The following is a 22,202-nucleotide window of genomic DNA, read 5'->3' on the forward strand; positions in this document are numbered from 1 at the left end:
TGCGGGCGTCAATGCTTTCTGGAATCGATCAAGGTGACAAAGCAAGGGAGGTCAAATTCGGCGCGGGAGAGTATCAGTTCGCCGCGACCAACAACAATCGCAAAGGTGTCATTGTCGCGACGTTGAAGATCGGGAACGCCGCTGGCGGTGGGGCCTCCGAAAAATAGCTGCTGGTCGATTGTGATAGTCGCCATGATTTGCCTCTCCTGCCGGGGCGGCAAGCCACCCCACGGCGTAAAGCCCCGCCGGGGTAGCTTTCGCAGTCGAACAGAGGGCTGCGTAGCGATCTTCAACGGCAGATGGAGCGCTGTGGGGGAGTGGCGAATCGAGTTGCGCGAGGCCGAGCTCGGCGGGGTTGTTCTCAAAGCGTGCGCGGCGGTATCCGCCTCGATCAAGTCATACATTGAAGATCGAGAGGATCACGACAAGGTGCGGAGTGAGATAACGCGCCTGGCCGACGACGTGATCGACCAAGCCGCGGCGGGTGACAAGGCGGTGCAAGACGAGGTCAAATCCTTGGTGCGCACTTTGATCAACAGCAAAAGCGTGAACTGACCCCGGGTATCAGGTAATTTGATTGGTTCCTCGAAGCGGCGAGCCCAGCCGCGCTCTGCGGTCACGCGGCTGCCTGATCTTCCTTGTCGACGCCCCGAGCGACAATCTTCAGCGCGTCGTCGGGCAACGGCCGTTGCAAGGCCTTGGCTTCGTCCCACGGCGCGCGCATCCAAACGTCGCGTTCCTCTTCCGTTGTCAGGATCACCGGCATAGCCTTGGGGTGTATGGGTTCAATGATCGCGTTCGGCGCCGTGGTCAGGAAGCCGTAGACGAGGTGAGGGCCGGGGATCGGCTTGGACTTCGTGCCCCGGTCGCCCTTGAATTCGGTCCATATCCCGCCGAAGGCGAACAGAGGTCGATCGTCATTGAGCGCAAACCACACGACGTCTTTCTTTCCGGTCGCGGGGTTGGGCTCGGGCGCATACTCTGCGAAGCTGTTCGCCGGCACTAGGCATCGGCTTTCCGCCTTCAGCCAGCCTCGCCAGTGCGGCGAAGTGGTGTTGCGGATATTAGTGACGGGATAACCGCCGGCGCGCGGGGGAGGCGGCATTCCCCAACGCATCATGGTCAGTTCGCGCTCGGCGCCAGCGTTGCGCACGACCGGTGCCGGGTAGTCAGGAAAGACGCCTGGCATCGGCGGGAGATTGCCGACGTAGCGGTTCATCACTCGAAAAAGAGCAATGATGGCCGCCTGGTTCGTCGTGATGCTGTAAAGGTTGCACACCGGTTCACCCTCTCGCTTTTCTCGGATCGAGCTTCGGCCAATTCTTGGCCGGCTTCATTCGTGCCCTTGACGGGATGTCGCGCTCCTGGCGCAAGTTGTGGTACGCTTAGCGGAAAGCAGGAGCTCCGATGATGCTGCCGCCCAACGCTATATTCCGCGACCTAACCGCGCCGGTGAATAAACGGGTAGAGTACTTGCGTCGAGTTGTTCAAAATCTCGAAAGTTACGGGCCGCACCGCGAAATCATTTCTGTTCGAATGGGGGTCGCTGGTCGCGGAATCTCGCCTCACTATAAGTTCGAAACGCCTGTTGAATACTCGATAACAAATGTGGGGATCAAAGCGGCGTTCCCTGAGGCGTTTATCGTCTATCACGGCGCCAGCCATGAACAGATGACCGCCTTTGACCTAAGAGACATCAGAGATGAACACTGGAGTTCAAAAACGATGTCATATCAAGATGTCCGTAACATCCTTGGTGAAGTGCGCGCCGAACGAAAGGGTATCTGATCCCGCTGAAGCAAAGCGCGCTGAACGCCCCAGCGCACTTGACTCCATAAGAACAAAATGAGAACATCCCGGGCGTCCAGTCAACTCGGAACACGTCATGCCGCAGAGCGCCGCGCCAAATTCGCAGGGCGACGCCGACCGGCTTGAAGCCGCAACGGACCAGGCGATTGCGATCTGCGGTGGCGACGTGCGCGCCGCGCTTAAGGCGATGATCGTCGCGAACGAGTTTCTGGAATCGGAAGTGTGCGAGCTGATGCAGGCTGTTTCGCACGCCTACGCGCGTGGAAGATTCAAAACCTATACGGGCTAAAGCGATGGACAGCGGAAAGAACCAGGACGGTTCGAACGTGCATTACCTCAAGCGCACCAAGCGCATTCTGAGCCGCACGCGCTTGGTGATGGGCTTGCTATTGATCGTCGCCATTCCGATTTTCATCGGCCTCGCCAACAAGGCGGTACGCGAAAACGCGGAATCAATTCGACAGGGTTTCGGTCGGTAGGGAGCGCGGAAATGGCCGAAGTGACCTACTACGTTGCGTTGCCATTCGTCGCCAGCGATGAGGGCGTGGCGGCTGGCGAGCCTACGGAATGCTTCAATCCAAACGCCGCGGTGATGCGCGCTGAAGCACTCTCGCGCAAAGAGGGACACGTCGGCGCGGTCGCCTTTAGCCGCACGGGTGATCCTGCCACCGGGGATTTCAGCGACGCCAAGGTGATCAGGAAGTTCGGCGAGGTGCCGGACGATCTAAGCACGTTGTGACGAAGGCGTCCTCAGGCATCGAACCGATGCCCCGCGGATTAATAAGATCGGTGGATACTTTTCTGTCCGCAGCTCAGGCCCGCCCTGAGCCTGCTACGCTGAGTTTTTCACCTCAGCGAGACGTCGATCGGATGACAAAGTGTCCTCGCCCGAAGGCCTTCAAAGATCAGATGTTCATGCCGAGCGATGCCGTGCTGAGGGCGGTAGGCCGCGTGGCCGCGGTGTCCGCTGGCATCGAAGATGAGCTCCACGCAATTTACTGGAAGTTGCTCTCGGTTACGGACGCTGTTGGTGTCGTGATTACGGGCGACATGCGCGTGAGCCGCCTTTGCGAGGATCTACTGAAACTTGCGAAGGCAACAAAGGTGCCGCCGCGGATTTACGACGATCTGGCGGATGTAATCGCTGATCTCAAAAGCAAGAACCAAAAGCGCAACGAGGTCATCCATTGGATATGGGATAAGGGCGGGGTCGCTCCTCCCGCCTACAAAGCCGGACGACAGAACGTCAAGTATACGGCAAAAATCGTGAATGAGCTTGCGGACGACCTCATCTGGATCGAGGCGAGACTTACGTCTCACGCGCTTACGGACAAGGGTCTACAAGACGCAAGAGCAAAGCTCGGTAGTAACGCAGACCTGTATGCACCGGCACCTTGGTTAGTGTCCTGACGCTCACGTCCGGGAGTGGCGCTTATCGGGCGCCAAAATCGCGCCCAGTCATTCTCGCCTAGGCGTACCGAGCGGGCGGCAGATCAGTCGCTATGTTTTTGGCGTTGAAGACGAAGTCCGTGCGGTACCGCGTTCGCTTCCGTAGGCGAGGCCATAGCATCGGAAGCCAACTCCAAAAAGTACGCGGACCGTTGTACGCCGCCGACACCGTCAGGTCGATATCCTTCAGTTTGTCGTCATCAGAATGCAGATCATTCAGGCCCAGGCGGAAAAGATAGATCAGTTGCCCCGGCGCCATTTGATGGATCGGATGGCCGAATATCTCACCCCATTTTAAGAACCCGCGGCGGCTGAATTGGTCGCCGACCGTCAGCGTGATCGTCTCTGCTCGTCGGCTCCCGATATTCACCACAAAGAACGAAATGAAAATGTCCTGGTGCCGGTGCTCCGATGCCGAAACCTTCACACCCTTCAAAAGTTGGCGCTCGGGAAGGTGCTGTACCGGGCCGAAATCGTTGTGGACTTCAAAATAAAATTCGAGTTCCGGCCGGCTCCTTTGAACAGCGACGTTTAGACCCACGCGCAGCGCGTTGGCCGCCGCTGATGCTGCAGCAAATTCCACGGTTGGCCTCGAAATGCTCGAATCGGTGTCAGCATAGAGGCTCGGCTAGGGCTGAGATTCGAGCAACGTCCAAATGCTCACCTGGCCGGTTATTCACACGGCAACGGCGGGAATCGATCGGGACGGCCGCCTCCGCGAAGCAGATCAAATCCGCTACTCGCTGGCAAACAAAGAGCGTAAGCCTTGCAGCCGTTTTGACCTAAAGCACTCGGGGTCATCGACCGGTTCGTACAGACATCCCAACCTTAGAGGCGTCGCCAAGACGTAGCCGTTTCGCTTCATACAAGCTGTCAGTAAAGTGGATCGGCCAAGCCACGCGGATCGGCAGCCCAGTTGGTTGACACCCGTGGCGCACTCGTTGAATTTTACTCTTGTGACCCCGTCCATATTGAGTTGCCTCAAGAGCAGCGTCGGTTCGATATCGGCCGCACACGCTTCGAGTTGTTCATTCGCAGAACAACCCGCGAGCATCGCGGCTACGCTGACAAGAACGAGACTGCGTCGAAAGCGTCCAACAACGGCCGACGCCCAAGCTACAAAATTAATCTTCTGCATATTTCCCCCTTTCCCGAAAACCCGCGAGCTTAAATCGAGTGCGGCCGTGAGGATAGCGGTCGAAAGGCTTGCGTGGTGCTGTGGCCCTCCACATCTGCAAATCCAGACAGAGTTAGGAGTCGCGCATGCCCCGGAGAGACGGACCGACGACGATCAGCAACCGCAGTGCCCATGACCTCGGCTTCGATTACCGGCCGCGTTCAGGCAAGCAGATGAATGCTGACGTTCAGGACCGGCATGCCGCCGAAGAGCTTCGCCGGATGGTGCAGCAAAACCCCGACTACGGCCCCAGAATCGGGCGGCTGCGAAAGCTGCCGGCTCGCGAAATTCTTCGGATCGTACGGGACGAAGAGCAGCAGAACTGACGGTTTCTGATCATCAATTTTCCGTGGGCTTACGTTCCCGCCACAGGTGCCCGTTGTGTGAGACGCCACTGTGGGAAAACCCGGGGAGGGCGCAGAAACCCTTTAAAAATGGTGGACGCACAAGGGATCGAACCTTGGACCTCTCCCGTGTGAAGGGCGTCGCAAGGCCTCGCGGCTAAGCTGCTCGGTCAGCACGGTTTGCTGCGACGCTGACGAACATAAAGAGCCGCGGCTTCACTGCGTTTCCATTCAGTCTTTCGACGAACCCTTCGACAACGCCCTGTTTGATCCATCGAAGAAACGCAACAGCTTGCAGACGATTTACATAACCAACTAGTTTCGAGTCTGCTTCAACACGAACTGCGTCCGGATCCCATTTGTTCGATGGCTCAGCGACGAATTGAAGGCGCTGACCGACGGACAAAGGCTCTTTGAGGACACCGGCATAATGTCGATATCCAGCGACCTCTAGCAAGAACTCGCAAGGGCCACACAGGTCTGTCAAAGGGTTAACAATCGAAAAGCCGTCGCTCGGTAACTTTGCCTCGGTATAGGCCAGCAACGCGAAGTCCGACATGACCAAACCAGACTTCAGGCGAAATTGCGCTCGATACGCGTCGAAGTCTACGCGGGACCGAGGTGGCAACCGCCGCATGAATGCAGCGAGTACGCCTTTGCGATGTTCAGCTTGGCCAATATCGAAGGCCGGGTAGCCTGAAAATCCGAGCGCTCGCGCACGATCGACTTCGGCGCCAGCTAAATAGCGTAGCGTGCATTCGCCAGCTGAAAGTAGCAGCTCGCCGACCGCGAAGCGGGTCCTCTCTCCGTCAGGGTCGGAACCCTGCCACGCCAAGAGCAAACGCTGCGGTTCGCAAATTGTTTGTATCCAATGTTCCACTGCCTAAACCTTGATGATCGCAGTTAAAGCTGTGCGCCGGGCTTCGATAAGCTTTATCAGATAGTCGGCGCGTTCTTGGGAACAAACACCTTCGGGTAACCGAAAAGCGCAACATTCGTTCAAAACATTCTTAACGCCGTCGATCGAGAGCGTAGTCATTCCCGCAACGGCCGCCTTCGCGGAAGCGCTCGTCTCAGCCACGATTTGGCACAGATCAAAATGGCCTCGAATTGCTTGCTGCCCGGAAAAACGAAGATGATGGGTCCCACGAGCGACATGCTTGCTTATACTAGCGGATGTCGATTCGCGCGCTAGATCACTTTCTCTAACCTGATAGGCTAGGCTCGTTCCATGATCGAAGGCTGGCGCCATCGTGAAATTTAGGTCGTTCGTACCGGGAACTAGATGCGCGAGCACACCCCAATTCTCCGAATGACGATCAGTGTTGCCGATCAATGCATCAAACGCCAGCAATCTGGCCCAGAAGGATACTGGATCCTGAATTTGAAAAGCGTCACAGATCAGCTGAACATTCTGCCAAGTGTGCGTGCCGTCTGTGTCAGAATCGAAGTCCTCAAAAGCCCGTCGCATCAGATCGGCGCCCGCAAGAAAACGCGCAGGAACCCCAGATTGAGGATGGCCATAAAAAAATTCGACCACAACGCCCACCTCGTTGGACTTACTATCCCACGCAATAAAGCACGGTGCACAGGCCGGTCCACCAGTGATTTGCGAGATCTGGAACGAGATCACCTCGGACCAATGCTGAAATATGCGCCAACCCGTCGAGACCTTGAACATGTACCGGTGCCCCCCGATCAGGAATGGATAGGGGCTTGGCGCCGGGCAGAATAGCGCTCGTTTTGGCTTTGAGCCGACCGGGAAGATCGCGAAATCCTCATCCCGGGTCCAATCCGCGACATCGATAAGCTCAGCCGACGTTTGCATCGTTTCTACTAACCGTTGCGACTGCAGGGAGGTGACTTGCCATTATGGGTTGCTTTGCGGAGTCGGGCGCTTTCCCGATTCAACCGATTCGGGGAGGAAATCATCAACAGATTTCGAAATGCGTGGGCAACGAAATCGACAACGAAACCCAAATCCAGGAAGAAGTTAAAATTGGCTTCTCGCCGGTTTTTCGTTGATTTGTCAGGAGCTTAGATTGGCGCTCCCTAGCGGAATCGAACCGCTCTCTCCACCGTGAAAGGGTGGCGTCCTAACCGATAGACGAAGGGAGCGAAGACGCTGTCCCGCCACGACCCACCGGTCGCGGCATTGCCGTTTCGCTTTGGTCATAAACTGCCGGCAGATCAACGCCTTGAGGTAATCGTGGCGCCGTGCCGTACCCGGACCCCAGTGAAGCGGTCCGAAAGCCGGCGGGCGAACGTATAGTGGCGTTTGCGCGGCCGGGCAAGCCACCGGGAAAGGCGTTTTTCGGGCCCGTTTTGCGCCCGTTTGCCCGGCGCAAACATCGTTGATTCCCAGGACTTATCAACGGTTTCTAAAGGCCTGTTGGGATACCGCCGGGGGCTCAAGGAGCACCTCGAATGGTCGCCGCCCAAAAGAAGCGTGAAACGCGCAAATCGCTGCAGCAGCCCGGATGGATCACGCTGGAAGGCGGCTTTGCGGCGCGCCCCTGCGTGGTGCGGGATATGTCCACAACGGGCGCCAAGATCACGATCGACGATCCCAATTCGCTACCCGGCAAATTGCGGCTGGCATTATCGCGCGACGCCCGGACGGGGCGGAGTTGCGAAGTCGTCTGGCGCCGCGGCAAGGCGGTTGGCGTCAGGTTCGTCCGGTAGCGCGAGCCGGTGGCACGCGTTAAAAGGCGGGATGAGAACCGTCCTCCTAGCCATGCTGCTGCTCGCTCTGCCGGCCTCCGCGGCGCCGGCCCAGCAGTCCAGCCCCCATAAACCCGACAAACCCGCGCCGCCAGACAAGTTGCTGCCGCTGAAACGAACGGCCAGCGGCAATTCCTGCGCCGCCTTCGGTCCCGGCTTCGTCAAGGTCGAGGGCTCGGGCACCTGCGTCAAGATCGGCGGCGCGACCAGCATCGGCGTCGCCGGCGGGCGTTGACCTCACGACATTGGCGGCGCGACGAATTGCGCAAATCCCGGCCGGTCCGCAAATTGCGCGAACCAGCGTTCGAGATGCGGCAGTTTCGGCTTTTCGATGCCTTCGACCCCGAACCAGCGCCGCGCATAGGCGCCGAGCGCGATATCGGCGATCGTGAAATCATCGCCCTCGATGAAGCGCCGCGACGAAAGCTGCGCTTCGGCGACTTGCCAGACCTCGGCTTCGGCCTCGGCGTCTTTCTGTATCCTCGCCATGTCGCGCTGCTCGACGGGCGTTCGCACCAAGGCCCAGAACACGGGTCGATCGACCGGCTGCATGGTCGAGAGCGTCCAGTCCAGCCAGCGGTCGACGCCGGCGCGCCGCTTCGGCGCCTCGGGATAGACCGGCGAACCCTTGCCATAGGCGAGCACGAGATAGCGCATGATCGAATTGGATTCCCACAGCACGAAATCGCCGTCCACCAGCGTCGGCACCCGCGCATTGGGGTTCATTGCGAGATAATCGGCATCGTGGTTTCTGCCGAATGCCATGCCCGCGTCGATGCGCCGAAAGGCGAGATCGAGTTCGCGCAGGCACCAAAGCACTTTCTGGACATTGACCGAATTGGCCCGGCCCCAAACGGTCAGCCGTCCCTGATTGTCGTTGGCCACGCTGTTTCGCTCCCGATGATCCGCTCTGAGCGGGTCATATATCGGAAAACGCGTGAAAAAGCCCGCGCTGCGTTCCGATTTCAACAACGGCGCCCGCAAAAAAGCCCCGCCAAATGGCGGAGCCTGATTTTGCGCCGAGTGCGCAATCGCCGATATCAGCGGCCGAAGAGACCGGTGCCGAGAGATCAGCCGAAGGCCGGCTCGCGTGGCTGTTCGCGCGCTTCCATCAACTCGGCATAGCGGCTGTATTCTCCGGCCATCTCCAGGAGCTTCTCGCGCACTTCCGAATCCGTGACCTGGCGGGCCAGACGTTTGGCTTGCTCGGCCTGAAATTTGTAGTGCTGGCTTTGGCTCATGGGGTGCCTCAGATTCTACGTCGAGTCTGAAGGCAAAAGGTTCACCGATCGTGAACGATAATCGTGCACGCCTCAGGCGCGCCGTCACGTTCGACGGTCTTGCGCATTTCGGCATTGAGGTCGAAGGCCCGGCGGCTGCGCGTGTTGGTCCACTCGTCCCCGGATGCGCCTGATGGAAACGGCGCATCCGCTGGCTGTTACCAGCCGGCAGGCGGGATGCCGGCGCTGCACGAAGAATTCGTATGTGCCGGGTTCGCGCGGCCTTACCAGTGGCCGGTATTCGGCATCGAGGTCCACGGCTCCGCCGGCGGCTTGGCGTCGCCCTTCTGCAAGAGCTCGATCGAATGCAGGTCCGGCGAGCGTACAAAGGCCATCTGGCCGTCGCGCGGCGGGCGGTTGATGGTGATGCCCATCTTCATCAGCCGGTCGCAGGTGGCGTAGATGTCGTCAACCTCATAGGCGAGGTGGCCGAAATAGCGGTCCTCGCCGTATTTCTCCTCGTCCCAATTATAGGTGAGCTCGACCAGCGGCGCACCGCGGCCCTTGGACGCCTTCAGGATGCCTTCGTCCTCGGGCGCGCACAGGAACACCAGCGTGAACTTGGCCTTGTCATTGTCGACGCGGCGGACTTCCTTCAGTCCCAGCGCGTCCTGATAAAACTTCAGCGCGGCATCGAGATTGCGCACGCGCAGCATGGTGTGGAGGTAACGCATGTTTCCTGGCTCCCTTGAGGTATTGCAGAGATGGCGGTTGTTTTCCGCAGGTTCAATAGCAGCAAATTGGCGGTGGGGGCAGGGGCAAGCCGCAGGAACGCGAATCGGGCCAGGACCGACAGACATATCTGGAAATCGTCATTGCCAGGTGCCGCATGAACATTCGCAAGACCATCGCCATCGTCCTTCTCGCAAGCAGCCTTGCCGGCTGTGGCGTGGTGGACCTGATTTCGAAGGGGCTGTCGTACTCGAATGCGGTCGCGGCCGATCTCGAGCGCGACATCGGGTTGAAGCCGGAGGTCGGCTTCAACTGGCACAATGGCAATCTGCAATCGGTGACTTTTCCGAAGGTCTATGTCGGCAAGCCGCTCGATGAACTGGCCAACTCCGTGCGCGAGGTCGTCGTCAAGGAGTTCAAGCAGACGCCCGATACGATCGTGCTGGCGTTCGCGTTGGCGAAATAGCGCGGCGGCGAACTAGGTCTAGGTCTCCCCATTCCGCAGATTTCGCGTCGCCACGGAAGGCCTGGGCTCAAGCTGCGCGATCCTGGCGTCGTATTCGGCCGCGAGTTCCAATAGCCTTTTCTGGGTGAAGGGGTCGGCATGCCCGGCGAGACGACGGCAGCGTTCTGCTTGTTCTTTTAGGGTCGTGATATCCATCTTGTTTCATCGGCTCGCATTCAAGAAGAGATAATTCCTTAGTGTCTCAAAGATTTTGGTCCGTTTTTTGACATGGAAAATTGGGTTCCATTCGGCTGTCGCATGGCTGCCTGCCTGCACATTTCAAGTTCCGGCGCGTTGTCCTCCGCGGAAGGGAGAGCACCATGCCGACCTATCGGGCCTTTCTGATCAATGGAGACAACCGCGTTTCCTCGTACCGCGCGGTCGACGCTGAGACCGACGCGGAGGCCTTGAAGGCTGCGCGCCAGTTCGTCGATGGCTGCGATGTGGAAGTCTGGTATCTCGATCGCAAGATCGGGCGGATCGAGGGCGGGAAGAGATCGTGATGCAATTCACAGCAGCAGCCGTCTGCGGCGGAGTTTGAGCGGCCTTGCGTGTTCCGGCGCTGGAACGCACACGCGGCGGCGCGGTCAACGCGACCACATCACAAGTTTGAAATGACACCGAGATACCGGAACGATGGGTCAATGGTGAGGTTCTGCTCAACGAGGTTCTGCTCAATATGCTCTATAATGGAGAAGTAGCCATGTCGAAGCTTGGTATTTTGGGGGCGACAGCCCTGTCTCTCACGCTGGCAGTTGCAGCGCCCGCTTTCGCCGCAGGACGAGGCGGTGGCGGAGGAGGCGGCATGCACGGCGGCGGTGGGGGGATGCACGGCGGCGGCATGGGAGGCGGAATGCATGCTGGCGGCGGCGCTCCTGCGTTCCGCGGCGCCCAGGCGAGCATGGGTCCGGGCGCCGGCGCGGTGGATCGCGGTGCTTTCAATGGTGGTAATTTCGCCGGTCGTGGCGGCGCGCAGGTCGCGCAGGGCGAATATCGCGGCGGTTTCCGCGGGGATCGCGACCATGATCGCTTCGGCCGCGGCTTCGGCTTTGCCGCCGGCTTAGCGGCCGGCAGCGCGCTGGGTTACGGCTACGGCGGCTACTACGGCGATCCCTACCATGACGATGACTACGCTTACAACGATAACTACGACAACGGCTATCCCGGCTATGTCGGAGACTCCGGCTACGTGGTGTCGGGCGGCGCAGATCCCTCTTATTGCGCGCAGCGTTACAAGTCGTATGACCCGGCGACCGGCACCTATCTCGGCTACGATGGTCTCCGCCATCCCTGTGGACAGTAACCGTAGCGACCCGACAACCAAAGAGCGCCTCCGACGAGCCGCTCTTTTTTTTGCGTCATGTTTTCCCCGCGGAATGGCCAAGTCTTCGCGTTTTGCGTGGAGAGCAAAACCCCTGACCGCGCGCAAGAAGTCAGGTTCCATCCGCAACCAATAAAGGTGCTCTGCGTTATTGCGGGGACACACGATGGAGGAGACCCTCATGCAGAAAACCCTGGCTGTCCTCGCCACCGTTGGCGCGCTTGCCGCGACCACTGTGGCCGCGCCTGCACCGGCGGAAGCCCGCGGCATCGGCCCGGGCCTCGCGTTCGGCCTCGCCGTGGGGGCGCTTGCCGCAGGCGCATACGGCGCGTACGGACCTTACTATGGTTACGGATACGGTCCCGGCTACGGCTATTACGGTCCCCGTTACTACGGACCGGCTTATTACGGCGGGCCTTACGCCTATTACGGCGGGCCGTATTATCGGCACCGCTACTACCGTTCCTGGTAACTAGATCAACAAAAAAGCCCGGAGAGTGCTCCGGGCTTTTTCTCGATCGGTGCGCGTCACGACCAGAATGGCGGGCGCTCGAATGGGCGGCGGGCATGTTCGGAGTGCCGCGCATTTTCCAGCGTCGTAACGCAATACTCTTCGCGTTCGCGCCTAAACCTTTCCTGTGTCGCCTTGAAGCGCGCGACGTGGGCGGCGATTTCCTGCCGTTCGGAAGCGGCGTTGTCTTGGTCGGTCATGCCCATCTCTTGATTCTCGGCCCGTGCAGATTGGGCGGCGTGATTGGGGCGTGAATGCGGACATAGCGTTGCAGGATTGTGGAGGTTGCGCGCTCACGTTTTTCAACGTTCGACGTTCGCGGTGGATAAGCGCGCCGCTCTGCTTGTGGCTTTCGCGCCTTCCCGGTGGCCAAAAGCAAATGGGAGGCTGGCATGGCAAAGAACGATCTGGATTCGCTGAGCATCGAGGAACTCGCCGCGTTGCGCGAGAATGCAACTGACAAGCTGCTGGAGAAAGTCTCCGCGCGTCGTGCCGAACTCGAGGCTGAGCTGGAAAAACTGGCACCGTACGACCGGCTCGCGAAGAAATCCCAGGCGGCTCCGGTCGCCAAGGCCAAAAAGAGCGGCGAGAAGAACAGCGACCAGGCCAGGGAGCCGGTCGCCAAGGCGGCTTGAGGGAGTGCATAAGATGGCGGCGCGAGAACGGCGCCGGCCACCCTACGCGGCATTGATGCCGCCATCCGACCGGCCATGCTATAACCGGCATGGCCAGATCCATCGGATGAAACGCACGTGATTGCACAAGATCTTCGCAGCGGCGTGGAACAGCTCGGCGACATGATCGCCGCGGCCTCCACGATCGTTCCCTTTACCGGCGCCGGCATTTCGACCGAATCCGGAATTCCCGATTTCCGCTCGCCCGGCGGATTGTGGACCCGCAACCGCCCGATCCCGTTCGACGAATTCGTCGCCAGTCCTGACGCGCGGACCGAAGCGTGGCGCCGGCGCTTTGCGATGGAGCCGACCTTTGCCGCGGCGAAGCCCGGCCGAGGTCACCGCGCGCTCGCGTCACTCTACCGGGCGGGCAAGATTCCGGCGATCGTCACCCAGAACATCGACAATCTGCATCAGCTGTCGGGGTTCGCCGGCGAACACGTAGTCGAACTGCACGGCAATACCACCTACGCCCGCTGCATCGGCTGCGGCCGCCCCTATGATCTTGCATGGGTGAAGCGGAGTTTCGAAACCATCGGCGGCGCGCCCGACTGCACCGTCTGCGAAGAGCCGGTCAAGACTGCGACCATCTCGTTCGGACAGGCGATGCCGGAAGACGCGATGCGCCGCGCCACAGAACTCGCCCAGCGTTGCGACCTGTTCCTTGCGATCGGATCGTCGCTGGTGGTCTGGCCGGCCGCCGGCTTTCCGCTGATGGCCAAGAACTGCGGGGCCAAACTGGTGATCATCAACAACGAGCCCACCGACCAGGACGAGATCGCCGATCTGGTGATCCGCCACGATATCGGGGAAACGCTCGGGCCGTTCGTAGGTAATTGACGCCGAATCGATTCGCGGCTGTGCAAGACTGTTCATAGGTTCCGGTTGATTTGTTTTTTATCTATGCGCGGCACGCGGGAGTGTTATCTTTTGATTCGAGAGATTCGCGTGGCGTCATGATCGAGAATCATGGATCGGCGCGTATTCCGGCGCCGTCGCGTGAAGTGGCGGGCCGCAATCGATGTGTGGGGTCCGGGGTCATGGGGTCGGACGGATTTGAGTCCAAAAAGCTCGGGAGCCTTCCAGGCGGGGCGGGACCGAGCAGGCTTGCGCCGAGCGGGATTGGGCCTGGGGAATTCGCAGGTGGCGGCGGGCACGATCCTGCGATGGACGCGCTGTCGGGGCTTGGCGATAGCGCCGCCAATCTCGTCGAGATCTCCGGCGTCATCAAATGGTTCGACGCATCCAAGGGCTACGGTTTCATCGTTCCCGACAATGGTTGGCCCGATGTGCTTCTGCACGTTACTGTGCTTAGGCGTGACGGCTATCAAACCGCTTACGAAGGTGCGCGGCTGATCGTCGAATGTGTGCAGCGCGCCAAGGGGTATCAGGCGTTCCGCATCCTTTCGATGGACGAGTCGACTGCGATCCACCCGGCGCAGATGTTGCCGGCGCGGACCCATGTCAGCGTCACCCCGACCTCCGGTCTGGAGCGGGCACAGGTCAAGTGGTTCAACCGGCTGCGCGGGTTCGGCTTCCTGACCTGCGGCGAGGGCACGCCCGACATCTTCGTGCATATGGAAACCCTGCGCCGCTTCGGGATGACCGAACTGCGTCCCGGCCAGTATGTGCTGGTGCGGTTCGGGCCCGGTTCCAAGGGCATGATGGCTGCCGAAATCCAGCCGGAAAACGGTGCGCCCGGATTGTCGTCGCACTAAGCGACACGGCCATCCGCGCGACCGGCCAGAATCCGCCATCCCATTACCAAAAATGACAAGCGCCGCGGTGCCTGGGTCTGGTATTTGCCACGATCCTCGGGCTACGGTCGCGCGCAATCATGTTCGGCCAAGGTAAGCGTTAGTCATGAATGTCCATCGAGATACGGTTTGGCGTCGCCTGCGTGCGCGGTTCTGGCTGCCCATCGCTGCTGCGATGGTCGCGTTTTTCGCGCTCGCGGCTCCAGCCGCGCAGGCGGCGACCTTCGAGCCGCTCGAGATCGTCACCAAGAGCGGTGTGCAGGTGTTCTCGGTCGAGATGGCGACGACCGAACAGGAGAAGGAAACCGGCCTGATGTACCGGAAGGAGGTACCTGACGGGAAGGGCATGCTGTTCGACTTCTCGCCGCCGCAGGAAGTGTCGATGTGGATGAAGAACACCTACGTTTCGCTCGACATGATCTTCATCCGCGCCGACGGCCGGATCCTGCGCATCGCCGAGAATACCGAGCCGATGTCGACCAAGATCATTTCTTCGCAGGGACCGGCGAAGGGGGTGCTGGAGGTGGTGGCGGGGACGGCCAAAAAATACGGCATTGAACCCGGCGACCACGTCGGACATCCGCTCTTCAACGGCCGGTGAAGGCCCGCCAGCCTCCTTGCTGGTAGCCCATGAAGCGTGTATCGACGTCGTTTCCCAGTTGATCGGGGTATAGCGCAGCCTGGTAGCGCGGCAGTTTTGGGTACTGCAGGTCGTTGGTTCGAATCCAGCTGCCCCGACCAAAAACGCCTTGATTCCCTTACCCTTTTTCCTTCCTGATTCTGACGCGGGGTTCGTGCGCTGTTCCGTCATGCCCCCGCAAGGTCGCCCCCCGCGCGGTGCCGGTGAAGCGATGCTCACGCGGGCCTTTGGGACTCCAGGACTCCGCAGCCCATCGGTTTTCGCCGGCTTGAGCGTTCAGCCATATTGCTTCGATCAGTTCGCGCCCGCTGAGGAAACGCCCGGCATGGGCTACCGATAGCTGCAGCACGTCGAAGGATTTTGCCGCGAAGCGGACGTCGACTGCTACATGGTGACCAATTGAACCGGGGTTGTTAACAATGGGCCATTCGGGGCCCCTTCGATGAAGGACGTGGCGATGGTCAGCAGTACGGCATCCGTGGCGGAACCATGGAGGGTAGGTGTCCTGTTCTCCCGCACAGGGCTGACGGCCATTACCGAAACCGAGCACTTTCTTGGTACGGCACTGGCGATCCAGGAAATCAATCAGGCCGGAGGCATCCTCGGGCGCGAGATCGAAGTCGTCGCCTACGATCCGGAATCCGATCCCGAGACCTATCGCCGCCTGGCGGACCGGCTTCTGACAGAGGACGGTATTTCCGTGATCTTCGGTTGCAGTTCGTCGGCGCAACGCAAGGCGGTGCTGCCGGCGATCGAACGCCGCAACGGACTGTTGTGGTATCCGTCGCTCTATGAAGGCTTCGAATATTCACCCAACGTGATCTACACCGGCGCGTCGCCAAATCAGAACAGCTTTCCGCTCGCCGAATATCTCGTCCGCAACCATGGGCGCCGGGTACTTCTGGCAGGTTCCGACTACATCTATCCGCGCGAATCGAACCGCATCATGCGCGATCTCGTCGAATCCTACGGCGGCAAGATCGTCGATGAAGTCTATGTTCCGATGGCGGCATCGGAGCAGCGCCTGCGCGAAATCGTGGCGCGGGCCAAGGAGTTGGCGCCGGATGTGGTGTTCTCGACCATTGTCGGACGCGCCGCGCAGATGTTTTACCGGCTCTACCGCGAGGCCGGTCTCGATCCGGCATCGATGCCGATCGCCAGCCTGACCATGGCCGAGGGCGAGGTGCGCGAGATCGGCGCGGCGCTGTGCGAGGGACATATCACGGCGGCGACCCATTTCGGGTCGCTGCGCAGCTCCAGCAATCGCCGGTTCGCCGAAAAGTTTCATCGCGCCTTCGGCGCCGACAAGCCCATCAGCATGTGGAGCGCGGGCGCCTATGCGCAGGTGAATCTTTTTGCTCTGGCACTGGAGCGGGCCGGAACGCTCGACACCCAGCGGCTGGTCGAGGCGGCGCTCGGCCTTTCGTTCGAGGCGCCGGAGGGCACGGTCCAGATCGATCCCGACAACAATCATACCTGGTTGACGCCGCGGATCGGCCGGGTTCGGCGCGACGGCGGCTTCGATGTGGTCTGGCAAGCCAAGGCGGCGGTGAAGCCCGATCCCTATCTGGCGGTATCGCCGCTCGGCGGGCGCTGGATCGGGGAGGAGATATCGGTCGCATGAAGCCGGGCATCCGCCGTCTTATCGAGGAACTGCGCGGCGCGCGCGTCCTGGTCGTGCATCCGCGCGACGCAGAGGGCGACGCGCTGCTCGATCAGTTGAAACGCATCGGCTGCAACGTGCGCGGCATATGGCCACCGCCGGTCGAATTGCCCAACGATATCGATACGGTGTTTCAACTGGTGGAGACCGCGGAGACGCCGGCCTTCGTCGCTTCTGCCTCCGACGACGGACCGACCTTCGTGGCAATCGTCGACTACGAGAATCCGACGGTGCTGCGGCGGCTGCTCGACAGCAACGCCCACGGCGTCATCAACAAGCCGATCCGCCCGTTCGGCATCCTGTCTTCGCTCGTGCTTGCCCGCTCGCTGCGCGGCTATACAAGGCGCCTGGAGAGCAAGGTGCAGAAACTCGAAGAGACCCTGAAGGCGCGCCGCGATGTCGACAAGGCGGTGAAGATCCTGGTGACACTGAAGAAGATCGGCGAGGCCGAAGCCTATGAACTGCTCCGCGCGCAGGCGACGCAGAAGCGATTGTCGATGGCGCAGATCGCCACCACCATCATCGGAGCGCAGGATGTGATGGCAGGCCTGGGTCTGATCGACGAACTCTGAGAGGCCGCCCCGTTTGCGCAACCAGGTCGTTTGCACAATACGTCATCATCGCTGCCGATAATTCGATCCCGCGGCACGATTGACATCGGGATCGCGTTACTGCTGTAATTCGAATGTTGGCGGTGTTCGACCCTTGCGGTCGAGATCGTCACGGCGGCCGGTCGGCCGCTTCAACATCTGGCTATGTAGCCCTCGATTGGTGCCTGACGGCGCTATCGGGGGTTTTTTGTTTTATTCGCACCAGGGAGTTTGGCGCGATGACCCCGCACGTCTCTACCTCACCAGTGGCCGGATCGATCAGGGTGGCCTGTATTCAGATGCAACCGGTGTTCGGCAACGTCGCCGCCAATGTCGCGCACAGCCTCGAACTGATCGATCGTGCGGCATCCCAAGGCGCCGACCTCGTCGTGCTGCCGGAATTGTCCAATACCGGTTACATGTTTGCCTCGCGCGAGGAAGCATTCGGCCTTGCCGAGCAGATTCCGGGCGGCCCGTCGGTTGAAGCCTGGGCCGAGCGCGCAGCGCGGCACGGCATGCATATCGTGGCGGGGATTACCGAACGTTCCGGGCCTGACCTCTACAACAGCGCCGTTGTGATTGGTCCCGAAGGCTACATCGGCACGTTCAGGAAAGTGCATCTCTGGAACGAGGAGAACCTGTTCTTTGAGCCAGGCAATCTCGGCTTTCCCGTGTTCCACACGCCGATCGGCCGCATCGGAGTTGCGATCTGTTACGACGGCTGGTTCCCGGAGACGTTCAGGCTTTGCGCCCTGCAGGGTGCAGATATCGTCTGCGTGCCGACCAACTGGGTTCCTATTCCCGGGCAAGCCGAAGGACGCGAAGCCATGGCGAACATTCTCGCCATGGCCGCGGCGCATTCGAATTCGATCTTCATCGCCTGCGCCGATCGCGTCGGCGTCGAGCGAGGGCAGCCCTTCGAGGGCCAGAGCCTGATCGTGAGTTACACCGGCTGGCCTGTCGTCGGGCCGGCCAGCCGGGAGACGGAAGATATCCTCATCGCCGAGGTCGATCTCGGCGAGGCCCGGCGCAAACGCAATTGGAATGCCTTCAACCAGGTTCTGCGTGATCGCCGCGCCGACGTCTATGACGAGATGCTCGGCTCCGGCGCGAAGCGCGGCTGGTACTGATCCCCTTGGTCTCACATCCCGTACGTTTCACTAAACCCAGGAGTATTGATTCCATGACACTCACTCGCTCATTCTCGAATTTGCTTGCCGCCGCGGCCTGCACCACGCTCCTTGCGGCTCCCTCGCTTGCCGCGGAACCGATCAAGATCGGCGTGCCGGTCGGCCTGTCCGGCGCCAACAGCGTCGTCGCGCCCTCGGTGGTGCAGTCGGCCCAACTCGCTGTCGAGGAGATCAACGCCAAGGGCGGCGTGCTCGGCCGTCAACTGGCGCTGGAAGTCGCCGATGACGCCTCGGGCGCGGCCGGCGCCCAGAAGGCGTTCGACAGCCTCGTATTTCAAAAGAAGGTCGACGTGCTGATCTCGATGGAGACGAGCGCGGCGCGCAACGCGGCGCTCCCGATCGTGACGCGCGGAAAGGTGCCTTACATCTACACCTCGTTCTACGAAGGCAAGTCCTGCAGCCCGTTCATGTATGTCAATGCCTGGGTGCCGGAGCAGCAGGTGCCGCCGATCGTCGACTATTTCAACAAGGAAAAGGGCGCCAAGAAGTTCTTCCTGATCGGCTCGGACTACGCGTTCGGCCGCGGCATGCTGGCTTTCACCAAGGCCTATATCGAAAAGACCGGCGGCAAGGTGGTCGGCGAGGAATATCTGCCGATGGACGGCAGCGACTGGACGTCGATCATCTCGAAACTGAAGAGCGCGGCGCCGGATGCCCTGATCACATCGACGGCCGGCGGAGCGCCGAATGTCACTCTGACCAAGCAACTTCGCGCCGCCGGCGTCGCGCTGCCCTATGGGAACCTCGCGGTCGACGAGGGCACCGCCAAGGGCATGGGAACCGACGCCGAAGGCATCTACCTCTCGGCCTCCTATGTGACGGGCATCGACAGCGCCGCCAACAAGAGCTTTATGGCCGCCATGCAGAAGAAATTCGGGGCCGAACTGAAGACCCCGAACGACCTTTCGGTGCCCGAATATGAAGCGGTCTATGCCTACAAGGCCGCGGCGGAAAAGGCCGGCAGCACCGAACAGGCCAAGGTCCTGAAGGCGCTCGGCGAGGTTTCGGTGGAAGGCCCGCGCGGCAAGATCGACATGTCGAAGCAGCATCACGCGCCGTTGACCATGTATCTCGGCCAGGTGCAGGCCGACGGTTCGGTGAAGGTCATCAAGAGCTTTCCCAATGTCGATCCGGGCGCGCAGTGCCCGAACCTGAAGTCTTGATGTCGAAGGCCGGCGGCGGGAGGAGGGTACTGCCTTCTTCCGCCCCGGCTAAATCCGGTTCGCCCGCATGATCACGCTCGCCCTCGACATTGTCACTACCGCCGCGATCCTCTTCATCGTCTCCGCCGGTCTGTTGATCGTGTTCGGCGTGATGAAGATCATCAATTTCGCGCACGCGTCCTTTATCACGGTCGGGGCCTATGCCGCGCTGGTGACCTCCCGCCTCGGGCTGCCGGCGGTGCTGGCGCCTGCGCTGGCTTTCCTCGCCGGCGGGCTGATTGGGGCTGCAGCCGAGCGTGTCGTGGTGCGGCGGCTCTATGGCCGGCCGCTGGATGCGATCCTCGCGACCTGGGGCCTGAGCATCGTGATCGGCCAGTTGGTGACGCTCGGTTTCGGCCGCGAAGTGCAGTTCGTGCCGGCTCCGATCTCGGGCACAGTGATGATCCTGGGCGAGGACTATTCGGGCTATCGTCTGTTGATGGTGGCGGCGGCGATCGTGATCGCCGCTCTGTTCACCGGGCTCCTCAACGGCACGCGGCTCGGCCTTTCCACGCGCGCGGTGATCATGAACGAGACGCTGGCGCAAGGGCTGGGTATCGACAGCACGCGGGTCCGCCTGATCACCTTCGGCATCGGTTGCGGCCTCGCCGCGATCGCCGGCGCCCTGATCACGCCGCTGGCGAGCGTCGATCCCAATATGGGGCTGTCCTGGCTGATCGGTGCCTTCATGCTGGTGATGATTTCAGGCGGCTCGCTGCTGACGCTCGGGCTGTCGTGCTTCGTGCTCGGCGGCCTGCAGGTGCTGGCCTCTACCTTCATCAGCCCGATCCTCGGCGGGCTGACCATCGCGGTGCTGGCCGCCGTGGCGCTGCGCCTCAGGCCGGAAGGATTTGCCCGTGCCTGATCGCGACTCTGCGCTGCGACCGACGGTGCGGGCCTCGCTGCCGGGCGTGCCGCACTGGCTGGTCCGTGTCGGATTTCCCGCCATCATCGCGATGGTTCTGGTGATCGCCGGACCCTGGATCCTCGATACCTATACGCTGAACATTCTGGTCCGCGCCTTGTTCGTCGCCATCGCGGCGATCACGGTCGACGTGCTGTGGGGGTTCAGCGGTACGCTGACATTCGGGCAGTCCGCCTTCTTCGGCATCGGCGCCTATGCCCTGGCGATCGTCTTCACCCAATTCGGCTTTGGTCCGTGGCAATCGCTGCTGGCGCTCGCGGCCGCGGTAGTAGTGGCTGCCGCCGTGGCAGGCTTTGTCGGCTGGCTGTCGTTCTACCCGGGTTCCACGCCGCTCTATGCTTCCGTGATCTCGCTGGTGCTGCCTATCGTCGTGGTGCAGCTGCTTTATTCCGGCGGTTCGTTCACCGGTTCTTCCAGCGGGCTGGTCGGCTTCGAAAGTTTCGATCTGTCGCTCGAGGGCTGGTTCCGCCTGGCCGGAGCCGCGGTCGTCGCCGCCCTGGTCGTGGCCTCGGTCGCGCTCTCCAGCGACGCCGGCCGGGTGCTGAGCGCGATGCGGGACAATGACGAGCGCTGCAGCTATCTCGGGATCGACACTTCGCTGGTGCGCATCGGCCTGACGGTGGTCGCCGGCGTGGTCGCGGCACTGGCCGGTTTCGGCTATGTCGGCTTCAGCGGCGTCGCCGCGCCGGAGAATGCCGGCTTCGTGTTCGGCACCCAGCTCGTGGTCATGGTGGCGCTCGGCGGTCGTGGCTCCCTGATCGGCGCGGTGGTGGGCGCCGTGGTGATCGAAGTTGCCAGCGCCTATCTCTCCAGCAGTCTTCCTTTCGTCTGGGAACTAATCGTCGGCATAGCCTTTGTCGTGGTCATCGTCTTGCTGCCCGGCGGGCTGTTCGGCAGGCTGCGCGACGCCGCAGCCGCGCTGCGCGGCCGCAGTGGCATCGGCGCAGCGCGGGCCAATTCGCAGGTGACGCTGGCGACGCTGGAGCGCGTCGCGGTGGCGCCCGACCGCGGTGATGTCGTGGTCGAGGCCGACGGCGTCTCCAGGCATTTCGGCAGCCTCTCGGTGCTGTCGGGCGTCTCGTTCACCGCGCGGCAGGGTGAACTCGTCAGCATTGTCGGGCCGAACGGTGCCGGCAAGACCACCTTGATCCGCTGTCTCGCCGACGGCCGCGAGCGTTCGGAAGGAACGGTGCGAATTGCGGGCCACACCATCGCCCGTCTGGCGCCGGACCGCATCGTGGGTCTCGGCCTGGGACGCAAGTTCCAGGCGGCCTCGGTGTTCGAGACGTTGAGCGTGGCCGATTGCCTGCGCATTGCCCGCACCAAGAGCGAGCCGCCGTCCTTCCTTCGCGCCTCGCCGGTTCTGGCTTTGCCGGCCGCCGCGCGCGCCGTGGTGGAAAGCTCGGGTCTGGCCGAGCGGCTCGGCGAGGAGGCGCGCTTCCTCAGCCACGGCCTGAAACAGGCACTTGAACTTGCGATGGTCCTGGCGCTCGAGCCGCAGGTGCTGCTGCTGGATGAGCCGACCGCGGGGCTGACACGCGCCGAGCGTCAGGGCTTTGCCGGGGTCCTCACCGACCTCGTGGCCCGCGAGCGGCTGTGCGTCCTGATCATCGAGCATGATCTGGATTTCGTCCGGCAGATCTCCTCGCGCATCATCCTTTTGCACCAGGGACGGGTCGCGCTCGACGGCCCGGTCGCCGACGTGGTCGACGATCCCCTGATCCGCGAGATCTACACCGGAAACAATCGTCCGAAACAGGCGAGCTGAC

General features: G+C 61.4%; 33 protein-coding genes and 2 tRNA genes. 24 read left to right on the plus strand and 11 right to left on the minus strand.

The window, feature by feature from the left end; genetic code table 11:
• Nucleotides 1–8: 8 nt before the first annotated feature.
• Entirely contained in the window at nt 9–194 is a 186-nt protein-coding gene (locus B5525_RS30285) for a hypothetical protein (RefSeq protein ID WP_079569284.1), read from the minus strand.
• 136 nt (nt 195–330) lie between these two features.
• On the opposite strand from B5525_RS30285, the gene B5525_RS30290 reads away from it, so the two are divergent.
• Nucleotides 331–555, plus strand: a complete 225-nt coding sequence (locus tag B5525_RS30290) for a hypothetical protein (RefSeq protein WP_079569285.1) — start codon at nt 331–333, stop codon at nt 553–555.
• A gap of 61 nt (nt 556–616) precedes the next feature.
• Here B5525_RS30290 and B5525_RS30295 read toward each other — a convergent pair whose 3' ends face one another.
• Complete coding sequence (locus B5525_RS30295) at nt 617–1,279, minus strand: SOS response-associated peptidase (protein WP_079569286.1); 663 nt, start codon at nt 1,277–1,279, stop codon at nt 617–619.
• A 128-nt stretch (nt 1,280–1,407) separates the two neighbouring features.
• Between B5525_RS30295 and B5525_RS30300 the strand changes: the two genes are divergently transcribed.
• From B5525_RS30300 to B5525_RS30320, 5 genes are all read left to right on the plus strand, one after another.
• Nucleotides 1,408–1,788 carry a hypothetical protein gene (locus B5525_RS30300; RefSeq protein ID WP_154073534.1) on the plus strand — a complete coding sequence of 127 codons (381 nt, stop codon included), beginning with the start codon at nt 1,408–1,410 and terminating at the stop codon, nt 1,786–1,788.
• A gap of 97 nt (nt 1,789–1,885) precedes the next feature.
• The gene (locus B5525_RS30305; protein ID WP_079569288.1) at nt 1,886–2,098 is read left to right on the plus strand and encodes a hypothetical protein; all 213 of its coding nucleotides are present in this window, start codon (nt 1,886–1,888) and stop codon (nt 2,096–2,098) included.
• Nucleotides 2,099–2,102: 4 nt separating this feature from the next.
• Nucleotides 2,103–2,288, plus strand: coding sequence for a hypothetical protein (locus tag B5525_RS30310; protein ID WP_079569289.1), 186 nt, complete (start codon nt 2,103–2,105; stop codon nt 2,286–2,288).
• An 11-nt stretch (nt 2,289–2,299) separates the two neighbouring features.
• Entirely contained in the window at nt 2,300–2,548 is a 249-nt protein-coding gene (locus B5525_RS30315) for a hypothetical protein (protein ID WP_079569290.1), read from the plus strand.
• A gap of 50 nt (nt 2,549–2,598) precedes the next feature.
• Nucleotides 2,599–3,219, plus strand: a complete 621-nt coding sequence (locus B5525_RS30320) for a hypothetical protein (RefSeq protein WP_154073535.1) — start codon at nt 2,599–2,601, stop codon at nt 3,217–3,219.
• A gap of 58 nt (nt 3,220–3,277) precedes the next feature.
• Here the strand turns inward: B5525_RS30320 and B5525_RS30325 are convergent, their stop codons facing one another.
• Nucleotides 3,278–3,841 (minus strand): hypothetical protein, encoded by a 564-nt coding sequence (locus B5525_RS30325; protein ID WP_079569292.1) that lies wholly within the window; start codon nt 3,839–3,841, stop codon nt 3,278–3,280.
• Between the two features lie 680 nt (nt 3,842–4,521).
• Here B5525_RS30325 and B5525_RS30330 point away from each other — a divergent pair.
• The gene (locus B5525_RS30330) at nt 4,522–4,761 is read left to right on the plus strand and encodes a hypothetical protein (RefSeq protein WP_079569293.1); all 240 of its coding nucleotides are present in this window, start codon (nt 4,522–4,524) and stop codon (nt 4,759–4,761) included.
• 175 nt (nt 4,762–4,936) lie between these two features.
• Here B5525_RS30330 and B5525_RS30335 read toward each other — a convergent pair whose 3' ends face one another.
• From B5525_RS30335 to B5525_RS30345, 3 genes are all read right to left on the minus strand, one after another.
• Nucleotides 4,937–5,659 carry an HIRAN domain-containing protein gene (locus tag B5525_RS30335; RefSeq protein WP_154073536.1) on the minus strand — a complete coding sequence of 241 codons (723 nt, stop codon included), beginning with the start codon at nt 5,657–5,659 and terminating at the stop codon, nt 4,937–4,939.
• A 3-nt stretch (nt 5,660–5,662) separates the two neighbouring features.
• Nucleotides 5,663–6,460: a HipA domain-containing protein gene (locus B5525_RS30340; RefSeq protein ID WP_172899999.1), complete on the minus strand. Its 798-nt coding sequence runs from the start codon at nt 6,458–6,460 to the stop codon at nt 5,663–5,665.
• Nucleotides 6,461–6,822: 362 nt separating this feature from the next.
• A tRNA-Glu gene (locus tag B5525_RS30345) sits at nt 6,823–6,897 on the minus strand.
• A 309-nt stretch (nt 6,898–7,206) separates the two neighbouring features.
• Between B5525_RS30345 and B5525_RS30350 the strand changes: the two genes are divergently transcribed.
• Both B5525_RS30350 and B5525_RS30355 read left to right on the plus strand, forming a co-directional pair.
• Nucleotides 7,207–7,464: a PilZ domain-containing protein gene (locus B5525_RS30350; RefSeq protein WP_079569296.1), complete on the plus strand. Its 258-nt coding sequence runs from the start codon at nt 7,207–7,209 to the stop codon at nt 7,462–7,464.
• A 31-nt stretch (nt 7,465–7,495) separates the two neighbouring features.
• Entirely contained in the window at nt 7,496–7,738 is a 243-nt protein-coding gene (locus tag B5525_RS30355; RefSeq protein ID WP_079569297.1) for a hypothetical protein, read from the plus strand.
• Nucleotides 7,739–7,740: 2 nt separating this feature from the next.
• Here the strand turns inward: B5525_RS30355 and B5525_RS30360 are convergent, their stop codons facing one another.
• The 3 genes from B5525_RS30360 to B5525_RS30365 all read right to left on the minus strand — a co-directional run bounded on the left by B5525_RS30360 (nt 7,741) and on the right by B5525_RS30365 (nt 9,457).
• On the minus strand, nt 7,741–8,388 hold the full coding sequence (locus B5525_RS30360) for a glutathione S-transferase family protein (RefSeq protein ID WP_079573983.1): 648 nt from the start codon (nt 8,386–8,388) through the stop codon (nt 7,741–7,743).
• A 185-nt stretch (nt 8,389–8,573) separates the two neighbouring features.
• Complete coding sequence (locus tag B5525_RS45545; RefSeq protein ID WP_172900000.1) at nt 8,574–8,744, minus strand: hypothetical protein; 171 nt, start codon at nt 8,742–8,744, stop codon at nt 8,574–8,576.
• Between the two features lie 263 nt (nt 8,745–9,007).
• Nucleotides 9,008–9,457 (minus strand): VOC family protein, encoded by a 450-nt coding sequence (locus B5525_RS30365; protein WP_079569298.1) that lies wholly within the window; start codon nt 9,455–9,457, stop codon nt 9,008–9,010.
• A 155-nt stretch (nt 9,458–9,612) separates the two neighbouring features.
• Here B5525_RS30365 and B5525_RS30370 point away from each other — a divergent pair, with 155 nt between their 5' ends.
• A complete protein-coding gene (locus B5525_RS30370) occupies nt 9,613–9,921 on the plus strand; it encodes a hypothetical protein (RefSeq protein WP_244567640.1) in 309 nt (102 codons plus the stop codon).
• An 18-nt stretch (nt 9,922–9,939) separates the two neighbouring features.
• Here the strand turns inward: B5525_RS30370 and B5525_RS45550 are convergent, their stop codons facing one another.
• Nucleotides 9,940–10,116 carry a hypothetical protein gene (locus B5525_RS45550; RefSeq protein ID WP_172900001.1) on the minus strand — a complete coding sequence of 59 codons (177 nt, stop codon included), beginning with the start codon at nt 10,114–10,116 and terminating at the stop codon, nt 9,940–9,942.
• A 164-nt stretch (nt 10,117–10,280) separates the two neighbouring features.
• On the opposite strand from B5525_RS45550, the gene B5525_RS30375 reads away from it, so the two are divergent.
• The 3 genes from B5525_RS30375 (at nt 10,281) to B5525_RS30385 (ending at nt 11,753) form a co-directional block, all read left to right on the plus strand.
• Nucleotides 10,281–10,463, plus strand: a complete 183-nt coding sequence (locus tag B5525_RS30375; protein ID WP_154073537.1) for a hypothetical protein — start codon at nt 10,281–10,283, stop codon at nt 10,461–10,463.
• Between the two features lie 200 nt (nt 10,464–10,663).
• A complete protein-coding gene (locus tag B5525_RS30380; RefSeq protein ID WP_079569300.1) occupies nt 10,664–11,263 on the plus strand; it encodes a BA14K family protein in 600 nt (199 codons plus the stop codon).
• A gap of 199 nt (nt 11,264–11,462) precedes the next feature.
• A complete protein-coding gene (locus B5525_RS30385; protein ID WP_079573987.1) occupies nt 11,463–11,753 on the plus strand; it encodes a hypothetical protein in 291 nt (96 codons plus the stop codon).
• A gap of 56 nt (nt 11,754–11,809) precedes the next feature.
• Here the strand turns inward: B5525_RS30385 and B5525_RS30390 are convergent, their stop codons facing one another.
• Nucleotides 11,810–11,992 (minus strand): hypothetical protein, encoded by a 183-nt coding sequence (locus B5525_RS30390; protein WP_079573989.1) that lies wholly within the window; start codon nt 11,990–11,992, stop codon nt 11,810–11,812.
• Between the two features lie 192 nt (nt 11,993–12,184).
• On the opposite strand from B5525_RS30390, the gene B5525_RS30395 reads away from it, so the two are divergent.
• From B5525_RS30395 to B5525_RS30445, 11 genes are all read left to right on the plus strand, one after another.
• Nucleotides 12,185–12,427: a hypothetical protein gene (locus tag B5525_RS30395; protein ID WP_079569301.1), complete on the plus strand. Its 243-nt coding sequence runs from the start codon at nt 12,185–12,187 to the stop codon at nt 12,425–12,427.
• 117 nt (nt 12,428–12,544) lie between these two features.
• On the plus strand, nt 12,545–13,306 hold the full coding sequence (locus tag B5525_RS30400; RefSeq protein WP_079569302.1) for an SIR2 family NAD-dependent protein deacylase: 762 nt from the start codon (nt 12,545–12,547) through the stop codon (nt 13,304–13,306).
• Between the two features lie 200 nt (nt 13,307–13,506).
• The gene (locus tag B5525_RS30405; protein ID WP_079569303.1) at nt 13,507–14,184 is read left to right on the plus strand and encodes a cold-shock protein; all 678 of its coding nucleotides are present in this window, start codon (nt 13,507–13,509) and stop codon (nt 14,182–14,184) included.
• Between the two features lie 145 nt (nt 14,185–14,329).
• On the plus strand, nt 14,330–14,824 hold the full coding sequence (locus B5525_RS30410) for a DUF192 domain-containing protein (RefSeq protein WP_079569304.1): 495 nt from the start codon (nt 14,330–14,332) through the stop codon (nt 14,822–14,824).
• Between the two features lie 63 nt (nt 14,825–14,887).
• Nucleotides 14,888–14,964 (plus strand) — tRNA-Pro (locus B5525_RS30415).
• A gap of 356 nt (nt 14,965–15,320) precedes the next feature.
• Nucleotides 15,321–16,487, plus strand: a complete 1,167-nt coding sequence (locus B5525_RS30420) for a transporter substrate-binding domain-containing protein (protein ID WP_197687857.1) — start codon at nt 15,321–15,323, stop codon at nt 16,485–16,487.
• Entirely contained in the window at nt 16,484–17,098 is a 615-nt protein-coding gene (locus tag B5525_RS30425; protein ID WP_079569306.1) for an ANTAR domain-containing response regulator, read from the plus strand. Before B5525_RS30420 ends, B5525_RS30425 begins: the two co-directional genes overlap by 4 nt.
• Nucleotides 17,099–17,415: 317 nt before the next feature.
• Nucleotides 17,416–18,246, plus strand: coding sequence for a nitrilase family protein (locus B5525_RS30430; RefSeq protein ID WP_244568096.1), 831 nt, complete (start codon nt 17,416–17,418; stop codon nt 18,244–18,246).
• A gap of 53 nt (nt 18,247–18,299) precedes the next feature.
• A complete protein-coding gene (locus B5525_RS30435) occupies nt 18,300–19,469 on the plus strand; it encodes a substrate-binding protein (protein ID WP_079569308.1) in 1,170 nt (389 codons plus the stop codon).
• Nucleotides 19,470–19,536: 67 nt separating this feature from the next.
• The gene (locus tag B5525_RS30440) at nt 19,537–20,373 is read left to right on the plus strand and encodes a branched-chain amino acid ABC transporter permease (RefSeq protein WP_079569309.1); all 837 of its coding nucleotides are present in this window, start codon (nt 19,537–19,539) and stop codon (nt 20,371–20,373) included.
• Nucleotides 20,360–22,201 (plus strand): branched-chain amino acid ABC transporter ATP-binding protein/permease, encoded by a 1,842-nt coding sequence (locus tag B5525_RS30445; RefSeq protein WP_425305220.1) that lies wholly within the window; start codon nt 20,360–20,362, stop codon nt 22,199–22,201. The genes B5525_RS30440 and B5525_RS30445 overlap by 14 nt, the downstream gene beginning before the upstream one ends.
• Nucleotide 22,202: the final 1 nt, after the last annotated feature.

This window comes from Bradyrhizobium erythrophlei (assembly GCF_900129505.1).
In the GTDB taxonomy this organism is placed as follows: Bacteria; Pseudomonadota; Alphaproteobacteria; order Rhizobiales; family Xanthobacteraceae; genus Bradyrhizobium; species Bradyrhizobium erythrophlei_D.